This window comes from Nitrospirillum guaranorum, assembly GCF_034653275.1.
Classification (GTDB): domain Bacteria; phylum Pseudomonadota; class Alphaproteobacteria; order Azospirillales; family Azospirillaceae; genus Nitrospirillum.
Genome location: NZ_JAYEES010000001.1, coordinates 1,290,001 through 1,307,235 on the forward strand (window position 1 = coordinate 1,290,001; position 17,235 = coordinate 1,307,235).

General features: G+C 64.3%; 12 protein-coding genes, 1 tRNA gene, 1 pseudogene and 2 CRISPR repeat arrays. Of the genes and pseudogenes, 4 read left to right on the plus strand and 10 right to left on the minus strand.

What is annotated here, in order from left to right:
* Positions 1-332 precede the first annotated feature (332 nt).
* Together UAJ10_RS05215 and UAJ10_RS05220 are read left to right on the plus strand one after the other, a co-directional pair.
* Positions 333-408 (plus strand) — tRNA-Glu (locus UAJ10_RS05215).
* A gap of 93 nt (positions 409-501) precedes the next feature.
* Positions 502-2,097, plus strand: a complete 1,596-nt coding sequence (locus UAJ10_RS05220; RefSeq protein WP_322914294.1) for a DUF6538 domain-containing protein — start codon at positions 502-504, stop codon at positions 2,095-2,097.
* A gap of 66 nt (positions 2,098-2,163) precedes the next feature.
* On the opposite strand, the gene UAJ10_RS05225 is transcribed toward UAJ10_RS05220, so the two are convergent.
* Positions 2,164-2,628: a helix-turn-helix domain-containing protein gene (locus UAJ10_RS05225; RefSeq protein WP_322914295.1), complete on the minus strand. Its 465-nt coding sequence runs from the start codon at positions 2,626-2,628 to the stop codon at positions 2,164-2,166.
* A 2-nt stretch (positions 2,629-2,630) separates the two neighbouring features.
* On the opposite strand from UAJ10_RS05225, the gene UAJ10_RS05230 reads away from it, so the two are divergent.
* Positions 2,631-2,999: a hypothetical protein gene (locus UAJ10_RS05230; RefSeq protein ID WP_322914296.1), complete on the plus strand. Its 369-nt coding sequence runs from the start codon at positions 2,631-2,633 to the stop codon at positions 2,997-2,999.
* A gap of 121 nt (positions 3,000-3,120) precedes the next feature.
* Entirely contained in the window at positions 3,121-3,537 is a 417-nt protein-coding gene (locus tag UAJ10_RS05235) for a hypothetical protein (RefSeq protein ID WP_322914297.1), read from the plus strand.
* Positions 3,538-3,667: 130 nt separating this feature from the next.
* Positions 3,668-5,032: direct repeats of the CRISPR family, unit length 32 nt; unit sequence GTTTCAATCCACGCTCCCGTGTGGGGAGCGAC.
* Between the two features lie 213 nt (positions 5,033-5,245).
* Here UAJ10_RS05235 and UAJ10_RS05240 read toward each other — a convergent pair.
* From UAJ10_RS05240 to cas7c, 9 genes and pseudogenes are all read right to left on the minus strand, one after another.
* Positions 5,246-5,803: a CRISPR-associated endonuclease Cas1 gene (locus UAJ10_RS05240; RefSeq protein WP_322914298.1), complete on the minus strand. Its 558-nt coding sequence runs from the start codon at positions 5,801-5,803 to the stop codon at positions 5,246-5,248.
* 237 nt (positions 5,804-6,040) lie between these two features.
* On the minus strand, positions 6,041-6,832 hold the full coding sequence (locus tag UAJ10_RS05245) for a plasmid recombination protein (RefSeq protein WP_322914299.1): 792 nt from the start codon (positions 6,830-6,832) through the stop codon (positions 6,041-6,043).
* 397 nt (positions 6,833-7,229) lie between these two features.
* Entirely contained in the window at positions 7,230-8,078 is an 849-nt protein-coding gene (locus UAJ10_RS05250; RefSeq protein ID WP_322914502.1) for an IS3 family transposase, read from the minus strand.
* A complete protein-coding gene (locus UAJ10_RS05255; protein ID WP_322914300.1) occupies positions 8,027-8,377 on the minus strand; it encodes a transposase in 351 nt (116 codons plus the stop codon). Before UAJ10_RS05255 ends, UAJ10_RS05250 begins: the two co-directional genes overlap by 52 nt.
* Positions 8,378-8,823: 446 nt before the next feature.
* Positions 8,824-9,991: pseudogene (gene tnpC, locus UAJ10_RS05260) on the minus strand (IS66 family transposase).
* Positions 9,992-10,169: 178 nt separating this feature from the next.
* A CRISPR array of direct repeats spans positions 10,170-14,080; the repeat unit is 32 nt; unit sequence GTTTCAATCCACGCCCTCGCACGGAGGGCGGC.
* A 203-nt stretch (positions 14,081-14,283) separates the two neighbouring features.
* Positions 14,284-14,568 (minus strand): CRISPR-associated endonuclease Cas2, encoded by a 285-nt coding sequence (gene cas2 / locus UAJ10_RS05265; RefSeq protein ID WP_463667857.1) that lies wholly within the window; start codon positions 14,566-14,568, stop codon positions 14,284-14,286.
* Between the two features lie 28 nt (positions 14,569-14,596).
* Entirely contained in the window at positions 14,597-15,637 is a 1,041-nt protein-coding gene (cas1c, locus tag UAJ10_RS05270; RefSeq protein ID WP_322914302.1) for a type I-C CRISPR-associated endonuclease Cas1c, read from the minus strand.
* Between the two features lie 5 nt (positions 15,638-15,642).
* Positions 15,643-16,263, minus strand: coding sequence for a CRISPR-associated protein Cas4 (gene cas4 / locus UAJ10_RS05275; RefSeq protein ID WP_322914303.1), 621 nt, complete (start codon positions 16,261-16,263; stop codon positions 15,643-15,645).
* 21 nt (positions 16,264-16,284) lie between these two features.
* Positions 16,285-17,232 (minus strand): type I-C CRISPR-associated protein Cas7/Csd2, encoded by a 948-nt coding sequence (cas7c, locus tag UAJ10_RS05280; RefSeq protein ID WP_322914304.1) that lies wholly within the window; start codon positions 17,230-17,232, stop codon positions 16,285-16,287.
* Positions 17,233-17,235 lie beyond the last annotated feature (3 nt).

Below are 17,235 nucleotides of genomic sequence, written 5' to 3' on the forward strand. Positions count from 1 at the left end.
CGCTTCGCCGTCGCGCCGTTCGTTGTCGCCCGCCGCGTCGGTGAACGGGGTTATAGTGACCCCAACCACCCCCTGTCTACAGGAATTTTGCAGTCACATGACGATTTTTGATCAAGCTCAGGAACCCCTATATATGCTCGCGCACACGCGTGGATAAGGGCCCCAACCCACTTTTCGCCGTCCCATGCCCCCCAACCACCCCACCCTTCCCCACCCCCGCAGCCCCACAGTCCCGCCCCACGGCCCCACCCCAGCCAACCTCCCCCAAGTCCTCAACAAACCCCTTGACCTCCCCGCGCCGCTCGCGTACATCACCGCCCTCACACGGCCTCGTCCCCTTCGTCTAGAGGCCTAGGACACCGCCCTCTCACGGCGGTAACAGGGGTTCGAATCCCCTAGGGGACGCCATCCGGCTCATAAGCTGTTGATGTTGCTCAGCAATTCCAGGATCGCCGAAAAGCGTTGTGGCACACGGTTGTGGCACACGGACGAGGCCTCGAATTGCCCCGCATTCCCTACACGACACTGCGGCGCCAGACCTACTTTCTGAAGGTCCGCACGCCGGCGGACCTGTTGCCGCTGCTGCGGCGCCGGCACCATGTCGAAAGCCTCAAGACCGCCAATCCGCGGGAGGCGCGCGATGCCGTTCCGCCCGCCTTGGCGCGGTTGCGCCGGGCATGGCATGATCTGCGCATGGATATTCTGGCAGCCTTGGGCAAGCGTCTGGACAGCATGTCGCTGGACGAGCTCCAGACCATTCCCCTTGAGGACCTGGCGGCCCTGTCGTCGGAGGACCGAACCCGGTTCGCGGCAACGTTCGATGCCCGGCTGCAGGGCAAGGTCGAGGCCGTCTATGCCCAAGAGCGGCAGGGCGAGACGCTTCGCGTCCATGCACGCGAACTCAAGGATGTGATGGCCGCCCTGGAAAGGCAGGAAGTCCTGGCCAAGACGCTGAATGTCGCCGTTCAGAACGGGGCGGCCCTGAAGAAGGGTTTCGAGCTCTGGCTGGCCTCGCGCGACCTGCTGGCGGCACAGGCGGAAACGGCGGTCGCCGTCGGCCGGGAATTGCGAACGGCCATGGGCGGGCAGCCGGATGAGGCCCCTGCCATCCCGGCGCCCTCCTGGGACAGCCACTGGGCCCGCTTCCTGGCGGACAGGCCCGGTATTGGCGAGGGCGCCCAAGTTTCCTACCAGCAGGCCTTCCGCGAGTTGGCGGCCCTAATCGGCACCAAGCCGATCGGTGCGGTCACCAAGGCCGACATCACCCGCTTCGCCCAGCACCTACGCGACAAGCCGATCAACCGCACCGGGCGCAGCCACATGTCCCTGGCCAGCATCAAGAAGCTGCTGGGCCACGTGAAGACCTATTTCAAATGGGCCGTCGGCGTCGATCTGATCACGACCGATCCGACGGACGGTGTGCAGCCCCGTGCCGAGACGCGCGAAGAGCGGATGGCCAAGACGGCGCGCCGGGGTTTTCGGCCCGACGAGCTCAAGACTATTTTCAACAGCCCCCTCTTCACCGGCTGCCAATCCATGAGGCGTCGGTCCAAACCCGGCGCCAGGCTGTATCGGGATGAACCCTATTGGTTCTTCCTCATCGCATTGGCCACCGGCGCCCGAACTGAGGAGATCGCCGCCCTGCCCGCGGAATTGGTCGAGTGCGGCACCGTCAGGTGCTTCGACTTCCGGCATGCCACCAAAACGTCGGCGGGCCCGCGGCTCGTTCCCGTTCTGCCGGAGCTATGGAGCATTGGATTGGATGATTGGACCAAGGCGCAGCAGCGCCGGGGCCGGAAGATGCTGGAAGGCCCCGAGGCCTCCGCCGATTGGTCCAAATGGCTGAACCGCTACCTGGATGATATCGGCCTCACCGACCCGGCGCTGGTCGCCTATTCTTTTCGCCACTCCTTCAGGCAGGCGCTGCGGGCAGCGGACCTGCATCCCGAGCTCATCAACAAGGTGTTCGGCCATGAAGGGGACAGCGTAGGCGCCGGCTATGGCCGTGAATTGAGCGAGGCCGAGGCCAAGCGGGTCATCGAAAAGGTCAAGCTGCCAATCAATCTGCTGCATCTGCGCCCGTATAAGCGCGGGTAGGTCAGGCACGCACGCGAAGGTCAAATAGTCAGAAGCCCCGCCAGCCCGAAATACGGTTGCAGCCTGCTATGCTTCTTTGAAGGGTTCAGCCGCAAGGAGCTCCACGATCGCGGCTGCGGTTGCCAACCGACGGCTGTCCAATTGCCGGGCGGCATCATTCAACCGCGCCATCGCTTCCGTGCGCCGGGGGTCGTCACCCTCTTCCACAAAGAACTCCGCGAGCGGCACGCCCAGGCCTTTGGCCAGCAAGTCCAGGGTGTCGTAGGCCGGAGTCGACACGCCCCGCTCCAGGTTGGAAATGGCATCCGGCGAACGATCAATAAGAGCAGCCAGGGCCTCCTGACTTAGGCCCCGCCGTTTGCGGATGGCTTTAATCCGCATCGCCACACGAGTTCTCACGTCCATAGACGCATGATGTGCGGAAAAAGGGGTTGTCGGAACCGATTTATATGCGGTAATATCACTTGAATCCGCATTAAAATACGGATTTTGCTTCGTCAGCTTGCCAATCCTTCGATTATCGGAAGTCACTCATGACCTTCTCCTTTCGCTCCTCGGGTCGCATTTTCGCGGCCGCTATCATGGCGGCGTCTGTGCTCGCGCTTGGCGGGTGCGGTGACAAGAATCCGTTGATCGGCAGGTGGAAGATGGCCCCCGGCGCCACGACGGAGCAGCGGATGGCCGCTGGCCAACTGGGAGAGATCATTGAGTTTCAGGAAAAAAGTCTTGTGACGCCGGACGGCTTCACCACTGCTATTCCTGTGCAGTCCTACACCCACGATGGCGATCGATGGTTCGTCCAACTCCAGCCAGGAATATCCCTACCGGTCAGTGTGACCGGGAAGGGCGAGATTTCGGTCGAGCTCTCTGCCGAGCACCGAATACGGTACGTGAAGGGCTGATACGGCCAGGTCCCCACGGCTGGTCTCTCCCCTTCCCGAAAATCTCCGTTCGATGCGCCCCCAGCCATCCCGGGGCTCTTATCAGCGACTCCTGAACGCAATTTTGGAGAGGAGAACCATCATGACCCAATTGCAGCAAGTTACCGGTCAGCTGCGCCGGCTGGGTAATTCCACGATCGAGCAAAATTCCTGCACCTACTCGATGATGCAGGTGGACGACACCATCCTGAGCGGTGTCGTAGTCCCTAACGTCCTGGACGTCTTTGTCCAAGAAAGCCACATGCGGAACACCACCCTCTACGTCTTCCGGCCATCGGCCAACAAGGCGCTTGTTCTGGCTGTTCGGAATGCCTCCGGCAAGCTCTACTACTCACTTCCGGGGGCGCAGCCGCTCGCCGCGCTGATCGTCTTTGCCCTTCTGGGTTGCTTGGCGTTTGGGGCTGGTCTGCTGTTGCTACCATTGATCTTCGACGTCATGCGGATGAACGGTCTCGGCCGACGCTTTGCGGCTGACGGAGGCATCGAGATCGCGGGGTAACCGGCCGTCCGGGGGCCGGCCGAAGAGGGCCGGTCATGTCCCGAGGCCAGCAGTATTCATCCAACGCTCACCTGCCGCTGGCCCCAAACAGGGGGGCAGCTGCAGTTCGGTTGGGTGTGATCCGTCCATCGCTTCCATCTATGCTCCCGTGTGGGGAGCGACCTTGCCGCCGATGGTTTCGACGTAGTTCCCGTTCAGGTTTTAATCCACGCTCCCGTGTGGGGAGCGACGGGCCTGAAAATGGCCCTGATCAACCCGCTGAAGTTTCAATCCACGCTCCTGTGTGGGGAGCGACTCGCTCTCAGCCAGTCTCTCTAGTACCTGACGAATGTTTCAATCCACGCTCCCGTGTGGGGAGCGACTGCCGCCGGCCAGGGTGACGACGGCGCCGGCGAGGTTTCAATCCACGCTCCCGTGTGGGGAGCGACGATTGATCCGTCGTGTCATGACTTCCCTCTCATGAGGTTTCAATCCACGCTCCCGTGTGGGGAGCGACGCCGCTGATCTCATGCGGCAGTTCGAGGTGGAAAGGTTTCAATCCACGCTCCCGTGTGGGGAGCGACGCTCCAAGCCGACGTCCGCCTTGACCCGGCGCAGGTTTCAATCCACGCTCCCGTGTGGGGAGCGACCCTCCAGGCCCTGGCACGCCCCGCCCATGCCAGCGTTTCAATCCACGCTCCCGTGTGGGGAGCGACGTTTGGGGAGGAAAACCATGGAAACCCGCTGACGCGTTTCAATCCACGCTCCCGTGTGGGGAGCGACATGCTCACGCGGTTCCTGATCCACATTCTGACGGGTTTCAATCCACGCTCCCGTGTGGGGAGCGACCCACGATCCGTGAGGTTGCGGCCAAGCTGCGACTGTTTCAATCCACGCTCCCGTGTGGGGAGCGACCAGGACGGTTGCCGCCAGGGCGCCCCCCAGGGCGACGTTTCAATCCACGCTCCCGTGTGGGGAGCGACCGCCCGCGCCATGGGCGCCACCTGCGACGGCAAGGTTTCAATCCACGCTCCCGTGTGGGGAGCGACCGTATGGCTCGGAAGGACCGGGTCGACGACAGCCGGTTTCAATCCACGCTCCCGTGTGGGGAGCGACCCCCGCCAGCAGCATCACGGCAGCCCGGGTCGAGGTTTCAATCCACGCTCCCGTGTGGGGAGCGACACATGGCGGATCGTAATGAGCAAGTTCCGCATCTCGTTTCAATCCACGCTCCCGTGTGGGGAGCGACGCTACAGCCCGGTGGAATGGATCATCACCACGGTGTTTCAATCCACGCTCCCGTGTGGGGAGCGACGTGCCTCACCGATGCAGCAGAGCGGATAGAGGCTGTTTCAATCCACGCTCCCGTGTGGGGAGCGACAGTCGAGGAGCTGATCTAAATGGCGTCCATCGTCCTGTTTCAATCCACGCTCCCGTGTGGGGAGCGACCATCGACCGCTAGAGGGGTGGCGGTCACACCATCAGTTTCAATCCACGCTCCCGTGTGGGGAGCGACTCTGGCAGTTTATGCACTTGTCCAAGAACAGGCCAGAGGCCGAGCGGCGCGAACCTTGCCTCGCAGACGTCGCTCAGAGGGTGTCCATTGCCGGCGGCTTTATCCAGGCCTTTGAATTATAATTCATATTAGTCAGCGCGGACCTGCCGGGAATCTCGTGTGGGCTTGGGGTTCGCGCGGGCTTTGCCCAAGCGCGTCCTGTCCGCGCGTCGATCAGAAGATCAGAGGGCCATCCAGGTCCTGGGCGGGCTTGGCGCCGATGTGCTCCACACGCCGACTGGCATTGGCGCCCAGATTATAAAACCTCAAGCTGTCGGATGACGGGTTTATTTCCCCGACCAAACGCCTGCGCAGGGCCGCCCATTGCGCCGGTTCTACCTCGCATTCGTTGGCGCCGTCGCTCTCATGGTCCCGCACCAGGTCCGTGTCTTGCATCGCCAGCCGGGCGGCATCGCCCAGCCTGCTTTGGGCGTCATCGATCCGAGCGCGACCCGGTGCCGCCATCATGTCGCCGTGGTCGCGCAAGGCCCGACGCAGCACCGTACGGCGGTTGGCGGGCTTGGTGGCCACGATGGCGCCGGCGATGACGGCACCCGCCCCAGGATCATCAATCTGACGGTGTTCGCGCCGGTGCAGCGGGACGTTGCCGCGCTGGCCGGCTTCCACCCCGCGCGACGGTACTGACCTGGGACTGGCCTTCCAGCCAAGCCTAGACGCTTGCCGGATTGCGATCCGGCGACAACGCGACGGTCCGGTGGCGCTCCAGGTCACAGATCAGGATTCCGTAGCGCTGATTGCGCCGCCAAGCCCAGTCATTGACACCGATAACGGTGGGCGGCACGGCTCTGGGAATGCCCCGGCGGCGAACAACGCGCAGCGGCTGTCGTTACTCACCGGCACCATCAGCCGTTGCGCCAGGGCTACCGCAGGCCGCCCGCCCAGGGCCCGAGCCCAGATGGTGAACGATCCTATCCAGCCTCGCCCAGCGATTGAATGCGACTGAAGGCCTCATCCGTCCATGTCCAATTCATCGCCGGCACGGGACGCTCTCAACTGCCTGCCTGCCGTCGCCTTCAGAACGGCTACGGTCGAGGTGATATCCCCGGCCTGCTCCAACAACCGCTTGACCTCTTCCGCGACACTGGGGGACAGGTCGTTGGCCATCGCCTTCAGGGCACCACTGACGGCGGCGCGGCCCACCTCCAGCCCTCTGAGTTGATCGGCAGTCCATGACTGCTCCAGGGTCATACGTTGCTCAAAGGCAGTCTCCCGCTCTTGCAATTCCCGCTGCCTTACCTCCAGCGCGGCCTCGCGGGTCACAAGGTCCGCGGCCTCGCTACGCGCTTTGGCCAATCGGGCCGCGCTGGCCTTTTCGCGTTGCCAATCCCCTTGACTAAGTCGCCGCCGGCGGGGCCCTGTGCGGGTAAGTCCCACGACGATACCCACTTTTTCCCAGTATTCATCCTGGAAAGCTACCATCGCGGCCTTGTAGGCTTTATTGCCGGCACGGGTGATATTCTTGCCGATAATTCCCTCATTTCGAGCCTGGTCTTCCGCCAGCTTTTTCGCCACCTTCCCAGGGTGACAATCATCCGCCCTCATGCCGTCCTCAGGTCGCGGCAGAAAGTAGAGGTGCATATGTGGGTAAGGTTCGTCCTTATGATGGACTGAAGTGCGAAAATCCAACCGATGCGCCTTGGCCCAAAATATGGCCCAATCAATGGATAAGCGTATCCATTTTTCCAAATCTGCATCAGCGACTTGATGCGCTGGAAGCGGATAACTTAACACCATGGACATGAAAACCCTTCGATCTTTCCTAATTTTCCTGCCGGCTATTCGACCAGCTTCCAACACTCTATTTCCGATTTCATTTATGAGCTCAGTTAGGGGAAGGCCATGGACACGCGGAGGCAGGGGTGAAGCGACATGCCCGCAATTGCCTGGCACCCTTGCCGCTTCTGCGATGACCTCATCGAGCGGGCGCGTGGAATTTGGCCCGGCCTTTTTTGATCGAAACAACGGGTGAGACTGGATGTGGATATACTGACAGCCGGTCATTTCATGTCCCCTTGCACAAATGCGCTGGCTTCAGCCTACGAAGCGGGGAGAGAAACGGCCACAAGAAGCGAGTGGGCTGATAACGTCTCTATTTTCGGCAACGCTGCTTGGAGTGCGCCCCTTGGGGTGGACAGTTTCAAGCTGCGGAATTGACAGGCGGTCGGGCGTGTTGCTCCTCAAAAGCGACGGGACTGAGATAGCCCAGCGCTGAATGAAGGCGCCGGGCATTGTACACTTGGTCGATGAAGCGTGGCAGATCGGCCACGACGTCATCGAAGGTCTCGTAGGCCATGGGATAGACGGCTTCGACCTTCAGCGTCTTCATGAAGCTTTCGGCTTTCGCGTTGTCATACGGGTTGCCGCGCCGGCTCATGGATCCGACCAAGCCGTTGTCAGCCAGGATCTTGCGGTAGACGGCACTGGCATATTGACTGCCCCGGCCGGTGTGTTGGACGCACCCGGCGGGAGGGCTTCGCGCGGTGATGGCGGCCTTCAGGGCCGCGATCGTAAGCCGGGCGTCAATGGAGCGGCTGATCGCATACCCCACGACGCGGCGGGACCAGGCATCCAGGATTACGGCCACGTAGACGAAGCCGACCGCCACGGCGACGTAGGTGATGTCGCCGACCCAGAGCTGGTCGGGCCCGGTGAGCGTCATGTCCGGCACGCGGTTCGGGAAAATCGGCTCGTCGTGGTCGCTGTCGGTCGTAGCGACGAAACGCCGCCGGTGCCGGGGTTGCAGATCATGCTCGCGCATGAGCCGGCGCACCTTCTTGCTGTTGACCACGAGCCCCTGGTGCCGCAGTTCCGCGCCAACCCGCCGATAGCCGTAGCTTTCGAACTCGGCGCAGATGGCCTTCATCCGGCCCAGGATCATGGCGTCGCCATCCGTCTCGACGGGGACGTCATAGTAGGTGGAGCGTGCGATGCCCATCAGCCGGCAGCCTTCGGCGACGCTGAGGCCGGCGGGCCGGCAATCACGGATGTAGTCCCGCTTTTGCTGGACCGTCCGTGCTTCAGCGCCCCCTTTAGAAACTCGATCTCCAGCGCCTGCCGGCCGACCAGCCTTTCCAGGGCGGCGATCCGCCCTTCGTATTCCGCCAGCAGGTTCGACGCCTCAACCTCCTCGTCGAATTCCCCGGTCTCCGCCTTGGCCACCCAAACCCGGATCAGGTTGCGGCAGATGCCATGCCGCCTCGCCAGGCCGTACAGGGCTTCCCCGGCCGCGTACTCGGCGACAACCTGGCGTTTGAACGCGATGCTATGAACTCGGTGCTTCGCCATGACCCCATTCCTGCAAGGCCCGACGTTACCGTCAATCTTTTACACCCGCGGTGTCCACCCCAAGGGGCGCACTCCAACTTCTGGGGAAAATCACCCCGCCATTTGCAGGCTCATCCAATCGATGGCGACCTAAAACAATAGTCGGTCCATATTATTTTAGTTCGACGCAGGCTGAAGCACCACCGCCAGCCAACCTGAACGCGGCCTTCGGCGCCCGCCTACACAACCCCTATGATGCCAGCGTGGCTTGACCGAGATGGATCCCACTTCCCTCTTTGAGGTTGGTGACATCCCGCCCGCTATGTGGAGATCGTCTCTTAAATGAGATGACATAGAGCCAACTGCGATCAGCCCTGATCGCAGCTGGCTCGTAACCTGTTCATGATAGAGCGGATTGTAAGCGTCGTCTGACGGCTACGGCCTGCTCTGGTTGATCCGCGCGCGGCTCAGGGCCTCTGGACGATGTTCCAGGGTAGCAGCCCAGTGATGCCGTTGATGGGATGGTCGGCGATGCGGTCGAGTACGTCGCGCAGATAGGCCTGGGGATCGAGGCCGTTGAGCTTGGTGGTCTGAGTGATGGTGTAGATCGCGGCGGTCCTTTCCCCACCGGCGTCGGAACCGGCGAACATCCAGTTGCGTCTTCCGATGGCCAGGGGCCTGATCGCCCGCTCGGCGGCGTTGTTGGAGAGCTCCAGCCGGCCGTCGTCCACATAGCGCGTCAGCGCCATCCACCGCGAGCGGGCGTAGCGGATGGCCTTGGCCAGGTCGCCTTTGCCGGGGATGCGCAGCAGCGTGGCATCGAGGAAGGCGGCCAGTTCGTCCAGGGCTGGCCGAGCCTTGGCTTGGCGAAGCAGGCTGCGTTCCTCGGCCGACAGGCCGACCAGGGAACGTTCGACGTCGAACAGCACCCCGATGCGCTTGAGCACCTCCGCGGCCAAGGGAGAGCCGGTTTCGACGTGTTCGTCGAAGAACTTGCGGCGCACATGCGCCATGCAGGCCACTTCGGCGATCCTGCCGCCGTCGTACAGGGCATCGAACCCGCCATAGCCATCGGCATGCAGGTGCCCACGGAAGCCGGCCAGTTCCCGTTGCGGATGCTCGCCCTTGCGGTCGGGCGTGTAGCGGTACAGCACCGCCGGCGGGCCTTGTCCGGCATGGGGGCGTTCGTCACGCAGGTAGACCCACAACCGTCCCGTCTTGGTCTTGCCTCGCCCGGGCTCAAGCACGGGAACCGGCGTGTCGTCGGCGTGCAGCACCGCCGCACGAGGGACAGGCGTCGTGCGGCGCATGCACGATCTCGGTACGCGGCAAGTGTTCCGGCAGCTTGCGCCGGCCAGCCCTGGTGCGGGCCTCGGGCGCCCTCTCAAGCGGTGCCGTCGGCAACAGGTCGGCACCGACCATCATCATTTCAGCGGCGGTTGTGGCCTCCAGGTCCTCCAGCGACAGCTCAAGCTGCTCGATCTCGCGGGCGATCTTCTCGGAAGACGAACCGAACTGCATCCGCCGCAAGCGGGCGAGTTGGATCTTGAGCTTCTCCATCTCCAGCGCCTTGGCTGTGAGCCGGCACCAAAGGGGCCCTCCTTCATGACCAGGGCAGGTATTGAAAAACTTAATAAAATCTATGGAAAAGCGTAGACCCGACCGGCGCCGCTCGGAACCCCACTGCGGGGCAGATCCTGCTGGTGCATCAGCATGTTGGGCCTCATTTGGCCGGGGTCCCACTTCGGTGCTGATTCACACTCGCACGGAGGGCGGCAAGACCGACATCGCCAAATGGCCAGGCCCGGAGCGCGTTTCAATCCACGCCCTCGCACGGAGGGCGGCCGACGGAATGCCGTGCCTACGCTGATGAGCAGCTGTTTCAATCCACGCCCTCGCACGGAGGGCGGCGTCGCCGCGTCCAGGCTGCCCGCGCCGACGCTCGTGTTTCAATCCACGCCCTCGCACGGAGGGCGGCCCGCCCGGGGTAGCGGCTGGGCCGCGTGAGCGACTGTTTCAATCCACGCCCTCGCACGGAGGGCGGCCTGACGGGCCAGGCGCTCCCGATCCCCGGCATGACGTTTCAATCCACGCCCTCGCACGGAGGGCGGCAGAGCCGGACGGGCGCGCCGTCCATCACTCGTCACCGTTTCAATCCACGCCCTCGCACGGAGGGCGGCCTTCCGGTTGGCGCGATCCCCCACGGGGACGTGCCGTTTCAATCCACGCCCTCGCACGGAGGGCGGCTCAGGTGCATGGAGGAACACCTCGCGACGATCAAGTTTCAATCCACGCCCTCGCACGGAGGGCGGCCGCCGGGGGCAGTCGGTCCATCCCGCCAGAGCAGTTTCAATCCACGCCCTCGCACGGAGGGCGGCACCGGCAACGGCCACGCGAAGAAACCGCAGATCATCGTTTCAATCCACGCCCTCGCACGGAGGGCGGCCAGGTGGGCCCCGGGTTCCCGATCGGTCAGGCTATGTTTCAATCCACGCCCTCGCACGGAGGGCGGCCGCGAAGCCCACGCGGAATTACGTGGGTTTCGGTGTTTCAATCCACGCCCTCGCACGGAGGGCGGCTGGGTGGGATACGTTGGCGGCGTACATCGTCAAGAGTTTCAATCCACGCCCTCGCACGGAGGGCGGCAACCCCGGCCGGACCAATCGGCCCGGCACAGGGATAGTTTCAATCCACGCCCTCGCACGGAGGGCGGCCACCTTCATCGTGAACCCCGAGGACGATGCAGAGGTTTCAATCCACGCCCTCGCACGGAGGGCGGCGGCCGCGCCGGATCAAGATGGTGCGCCCCTGAACGTCGTTTCAATCCACGCCCTCGCACGGAGGGCGGCCTGAAGCCCCGCTTCCACATGCGGGAGACGGTGCAGTTTCAATCCACGCCCTCGCACGGAGGGCGGCCTGCACTTACGGGACGGCACAGCGTATGTGCGACGTTTCAATCCACGCCCTCGCACGGAGGGCGGCAACCTCGTACGGACAGTCTTCCTGCATACTGGGCGTTTCAATCCACGCCCTCGCACGGAGGGCGGCGGTCTTTGTTCCGGCCACCGTGCGAGTAGAGCTTGTTTCAATCCACGCCCTCGCACGGAGGGCGGCAATAGCCATGACCGTTAAGAAGTACACCCAAGCCGTTTCAATCCACGCCCTCGCACGGAGGGCGGCCACGGACCGGGTGCTCGATGTAATCGGCATGACAGTTTCAATCCACGCCCTCGCACGGAGGGCGGCTTTCAGCCTTCGGCGTGCATGTCGGTATAGGCCAGTTTCAATCCACGCCCTCGCACGGAGGGCGGCCCAGCGTCACGGCGCGGTGGGCCAGCCAGATCGCGTTTCAATCCACGCCCTCGCACGGAGGGCGGCCGCAGGGCCCCCGCCTTGCTGGCCACGCCCATCAGGTTTCAATCCACGCCCTCGCACGGAGGGCGGCGGCCAGCGGGCTCAGCTCCAGGCGTGTGTCGGCATAGTTTCAATCCACGCCCTCGCACGGAGGGCGGCAGGGCGGCGTTGCCGCTGCTGCCGAACAGGGGGCGTTTCAATCCACGCCCTCGCACGGAGGGCGGCGGTGGTCATGCGGCATCACCCTGGCCGCTAGCCGCGTTTCAATCCACGCCCTCGCACGGAGGGCGGCTAGGCGGTCAGGCGAAGCCCTTCCCAGGATTTGACGTTTCAATCCACGCCCTCGCACGGAGGGCGGCCCTAACCGTGGAAATCTCCGCCTCGCTCAGCGGCTGTTTCAATCCACGCCCTCGCACGGAGGGCGGCTCCTGCGCGCGGTGGTTCCGTTGATGCCCACCAATGTTTCAATCCACGCCCTCGCACGGAGGGCGGCGTAACGCCATAGAGCGCACCCAGCTGCTTCAGAATGTTTCAATCCACGCCCTCGCACGGAGGGCGGCGGCCGCATGGCCAGGGCGGCGTTGCCGCTGCTGCCGTTTCAATCCACGCCCTCGCACGGAGGGCGGCGGGCCGCAGCGCACGCTGGGCGCGTTCGAGTACCAGTTTCAATCCACGCCCTCGCACGGAGGGCGGCCTTTCGCCGTCCAGCGGGCGCGGGGCGTGCTCACCGTTTCAATCCACGCCCTCGCACGGAGGGCGGCGATCAAACAACCCGGCGGCACCGAAATCCACTGGCGTTTCAATCCACGCCCTCGCACGGAGGGCGGCCCCAGCACGGCCTGCGTTCCGCCATCGACGGTCGAGTTTCAATCCACGCCCTCGCACGGAGGGCGGCCACACGGGCGATTACGACTGCCCAGGCGATGACATGTTTCAATCCACGCCCTCGCACGGAGGGCGGCGCGCCGCATTTCGGGCCACAGGGATTCTCCGGTGCGGTTTCAATCCACGCCCTCGCACGGAGGGCGGCCCGACAAATTCCGCCTTGGCCTCGCCCGCAGTGGGGTTTCAATCCACGCCCTCGCACGGAGGGCGGCATGGCGGCCGGATGCAGCCTTTGCACTGTCTCAGTTTCAATCCACGCCCTCGCACGGAGGGCGGCTGCCGCGCCCAAGGACATCGGGGATTACGATTGGTGTTTCAATCCACGCCCTCGCACGGAGGGCGGCGCGCGCTGCGCAGGCCCTGGAGCGTCTGTGGCGCGGTTTCAATCCACGCCCTCGCACGGAGGGCGGCCCGGATGGATCCTGCACTCCGAGGTATGCGTCTGGTTTCAATCCACGCCCTCGCACGGAGGGCGGCCAGCGGCGACACGCTGACCATCGTGCGCGCTCAAGTTTCAATCCACGCCCTCGCACGGAGGGCGGCTCAGGCTCGGTCAGAAGATTGGGCCATTCCGCCGTGTTTCAATCCACGCCCTCGCACGGAGGGCGGCCAACGCGCCCTCAATCTGGACGATATCCCAATCCAGTTTCAATCCACGCCCTCGCACGGAGGGCGGCGTCGTCATAGGCCAACCACGCGCCCAGATCGTCCAGGTTTCAATCCACGCCCTCGCACGGAGGGCGGCCCTTGGTGAACGACCAAAGCGACACGGTGTCGTTTTGTTTCAATCCACGCCCTCGCACGGAGGGCGGCGCCGTGCAGGCCGTCTCACATGATCCCGATACAGGGGTTTCAATCCACGCCCTCGCACGGAGGGCGGCGCGCCTGGCCAAGGTCACGGCGATGCCCCCGGGCTCGGTTTCAATCCACGCCCTCGCACGGAGGGCGGCTCGCTCAGCTTGACCTGGGGGTCGCCCCCGGGCAGTTTCAATCCACGCCCTCGCACGGAGGGCGGCCTGCAACAGGGCGTCTATGCCGGCCAGGTCGTGGTGTTTCAATCCACGCCCTCGCACGGAGGGCGGCCGGCAAATATCCATTCGCCAACCAGCAAGTCGCGGCGTTTCAATCCACGCCCTCGCACGGAGGGCGGCCAGCCCACCTGGATTGGCAGACGGATATACTCTGTTTCAATCCACGCCCTCGCACGGAGGGCGGCCACCAGCAGCGACGGCCGCGAGAGATCAAGGGCGTGGTTTCAATCCACGCCCTCGCACGGAGGGCGGCTGACGTGGTACCGCCGATCCGTCGGTCCTTCGGTCAGGTTTCAATCCACGCCCTCGCACGGAGGGCGGCGTCACCACCGTGCCGATCGGCTCATCGGTGGACCGTTTCAATCCACGCCCTCGCACGGAGGGCGGCAGGAAAAGCGCCAGATGATCACCGAGGAGATGGCGTTTCAATCCACGCCCTCGCACGGAGGGCGGCTGTGTCAGTCTATGCACTTGTCCAAGAACATAAAACCACTTGGTCTACGCGAACCTCGCCTTGCCGGGCATCGCCACTCACGAGCCGGCGGACCATTTTACAGTAAGGCCCTGACAACGGCTGGAAAATTCGGCGCGCGAACCTCCCAGGAAATAGATGTGTGCTTCTGGTTCGCGCGATCTCGGTCGCCCGGCGAGAGCGCGTCAAAAGATCAAGGCGCCGCCCAGATCCTGGGCTGGTTTGGCACCGATATGCTCGATACGCCGCTGGGCGTTGGCGCCCAGGTGGTAAAAACGCAGGCTATCCGTCGCGGGGTCTATTTCCGCGATCAGCCGGGCACGCAGGGCGACCCATTGCCCGGGGTCGACCTCGCATTCGAAGACGGAGAATTGTACGCGCTGCCCATGGTCTTGACAGGCCCGCGCCACACGGCGCAAGCGGCGGCGGCCGGCGGTGTCCTCAGTGTTCACGTCGTAGGTGATCAGCATCAACATAGGGCGCCCTGCCGCAGGGGAATCATTTCCAAAGGAAAGGCGGATAGCCGTCCAGATCGCCCCGCAGATGCCGGGCCAGCAGGCGGGCTTGGAGATGGGGCACCAGGCCCAACGTCACCTTCTCATCCAGAAACGGGTGGGTGATCTCGTCCCGCTTGCGTTCCTGATAAGTGGTCAGGACAAGCTTGCGGGCATCATCGCGCAGCTGGACGGCGCCCCCGTCCCGGGTCTCGAAATCCTTGGGCGAGAGTTGGCCGCGGTTGATCAGGCTGAGCGCCACCCTGTCGGCCAGGATGGGCCGCAACTCCTCCATCAGATCCAAGGCCAGCCCAGCCCGCCCCGCCCGGTCCCGGTGCAGGAACCCCACTTGGGGATCGAGGCCCACCGTTTCCAGCGCCGAACGGCAGTCATGGCCCACCATGGCGTAGAGGAAGGACAACAAAGCGTTCGGCGGATCCAAGGGCGGCCGGCGGGAGCGACCGCCAAAGCGGAGCGCGGCCTCGTCACGGCGCACCAGTAAGTCGAAAACGCCGAAATAGGCGTTCGCGGCCTCGCCCTCATAGCCACGCGCCACATCAAGGTCGGTGGCCTGAGCGGCCAGCCGCGCGGCGTCCCCCAGCCGGCGCTGCGCGTCGTCAATCCGCGCGTTGGCTGATTGTGGCAGCGCATCCCCATGATCGCGCAACGCACGGCGCAACACCGTACGCTGGTTGGCGGCCTTGGCCGCGATCATGCTTCCGGCGAGGGCCGCGCAGGCGGCGGGATCATCCGTCAGGCGATATTGCTGGCGACGCAGCAGGACGTTGCCGGATTGGGCCCCCTCCACCCGGGCGAGGAATTTTCCGTGCTCCGACAGGAAACTGACGGCGATGCCTTGCTCCGCGCAGAACGCCATCAGGGGCGGCGACATTCCCACCCGGCCGAAACAGACGACTCCCCCCATCATATGGGCCGGCACCCGGCCCACTTCGCGGGCCTCCACCTCCACCACGATGTTGGCACCGTCCTTACGCAGCCAGGCGCCCTCCGTGGTGACGAACAGGGTGTTGAGATGCTGGCGCATGGGGATCAGTCCCGCAAGTGTCGGCGCAGCCAGTCCGCCACCGAGGGCGGCGCCGCCAAGCGCCGGGGTTGGCAGAGGTCGACAAGGGAGCACTGCCGGCACCGGCTTGGCTCATGGACCGGAGGCGGCGTCCGACCTTGGTCGATCATGGCGCGAACGTCCGCCGCCACCCGCTCCGTCAGGGTCCGCAGATCGGTATCGAAGGCAACGGGCATGCGACGCCGCTTCTCGCCATAGAACAGGGCGCCTTCCATCACCGGTTGGCCGAACATCTCCTCCAGGCATAGCGCCTGGGCGCAAAGCTGAACCTCGTCCGCCCGGTGCGCCTTGGGCCGCCCGCGCTTGAATTCCACCGGATAGGGACGACGATCGGGCGCCTGGAACTCCACCACGTCGGCAACGCCAATCAGGTTCAGCCGGCGACAGCGCAAAGGCAGGGACCGCACGGTACGGACGCGGTCGCGGTGGGAGCGCCCCGGCTGGTCCACCCGCTCATGCAGAAGCCGGCCCTCGGCGGTGCTGGCGTTTTCCGCCCATTGCCGCTCCACATGGATAAGGGCGCACTGCCGGGGGCAGAACAGGTGATGCTGAAGGGCCGACAGAGGGATGGGTTCCTCATCGTCCATGGTGCCGGCCCCTTGATGGCGTCAAAGCCGCTCGATGATCTCAACCCCGGCGGGAAGCCCGTCACGGTTCACGGCGACGCTGTAATCAGCGAAGCTGCGCGCCGGCGGCAAGTTGTCCAACCCCGCCCCATCCAAGGCGTAATCCTCACCCTTGAAACGCCGGCGGACCGCCACCCGCTCGAACAAGGCCGGGGCGGGGGCGTTGCCCAGCGCGCTGGCGTGACGGAAGACGATCAATTTGCGGCTGCCCATCTCCCCCCGTGCCGCGGAACGGTCATGGTCGAACATCTGCTCCAGCGCCTGCCACAGGTGCTCCAGATCCGCTTCCCCGAAGCCGGTGCGTTCCGCCAGCTTGGCCGAGATATAGCCATGGGCGCGATAGAGGCCGTAGGGGATGATGTGCTTGCGGCCCATCGTGCGGTTGTCGCGCCGCCCGTCCTCGCCATCATCGCCCTTCTTGGCTTCGCCCTCGGCCGTGGCCGCCATGCGGGTGATGGAGATTTCCAGCGGAAGGACGGGTTCCACCGACTGGGCGAAGGCCAGTTGGACCGGTCCACGGACCTGCCCGCAGTTGATGCCCGTGCCCATCACGGCGCCGAAGGTGCGGACATCGTAGAAATTCTGGCACATGAAGCTTCGGACGGCCGTTTCTTCCTCCGCGTTCTTGGGCGACAGCTTCTTGGCGGTCGCCACCGCGTCGTCGTTCGGCCGCACCGCTTTGTAGGCCTCTCGATGCTTCTCGTTCAGGATCGCCCCTTCCTGGACATAGATGCCGAAGCCCGGCTCCCCGTCCTGGACCAGGTTCACGTAGTTGCGGATCTTGCGCTTCAGACAGACGTCCGTGACCAGTCCCCGGTTGGTCTCCGGGTCAAGCCGCGGCAGGTTGCCGGCATCCGGATCGCCGTTGGGGTTGCCGTTGGTGACGTCGAACAGGAAGACGAATTCATAGCGGTTGGTGAGCGCGGTCATGGA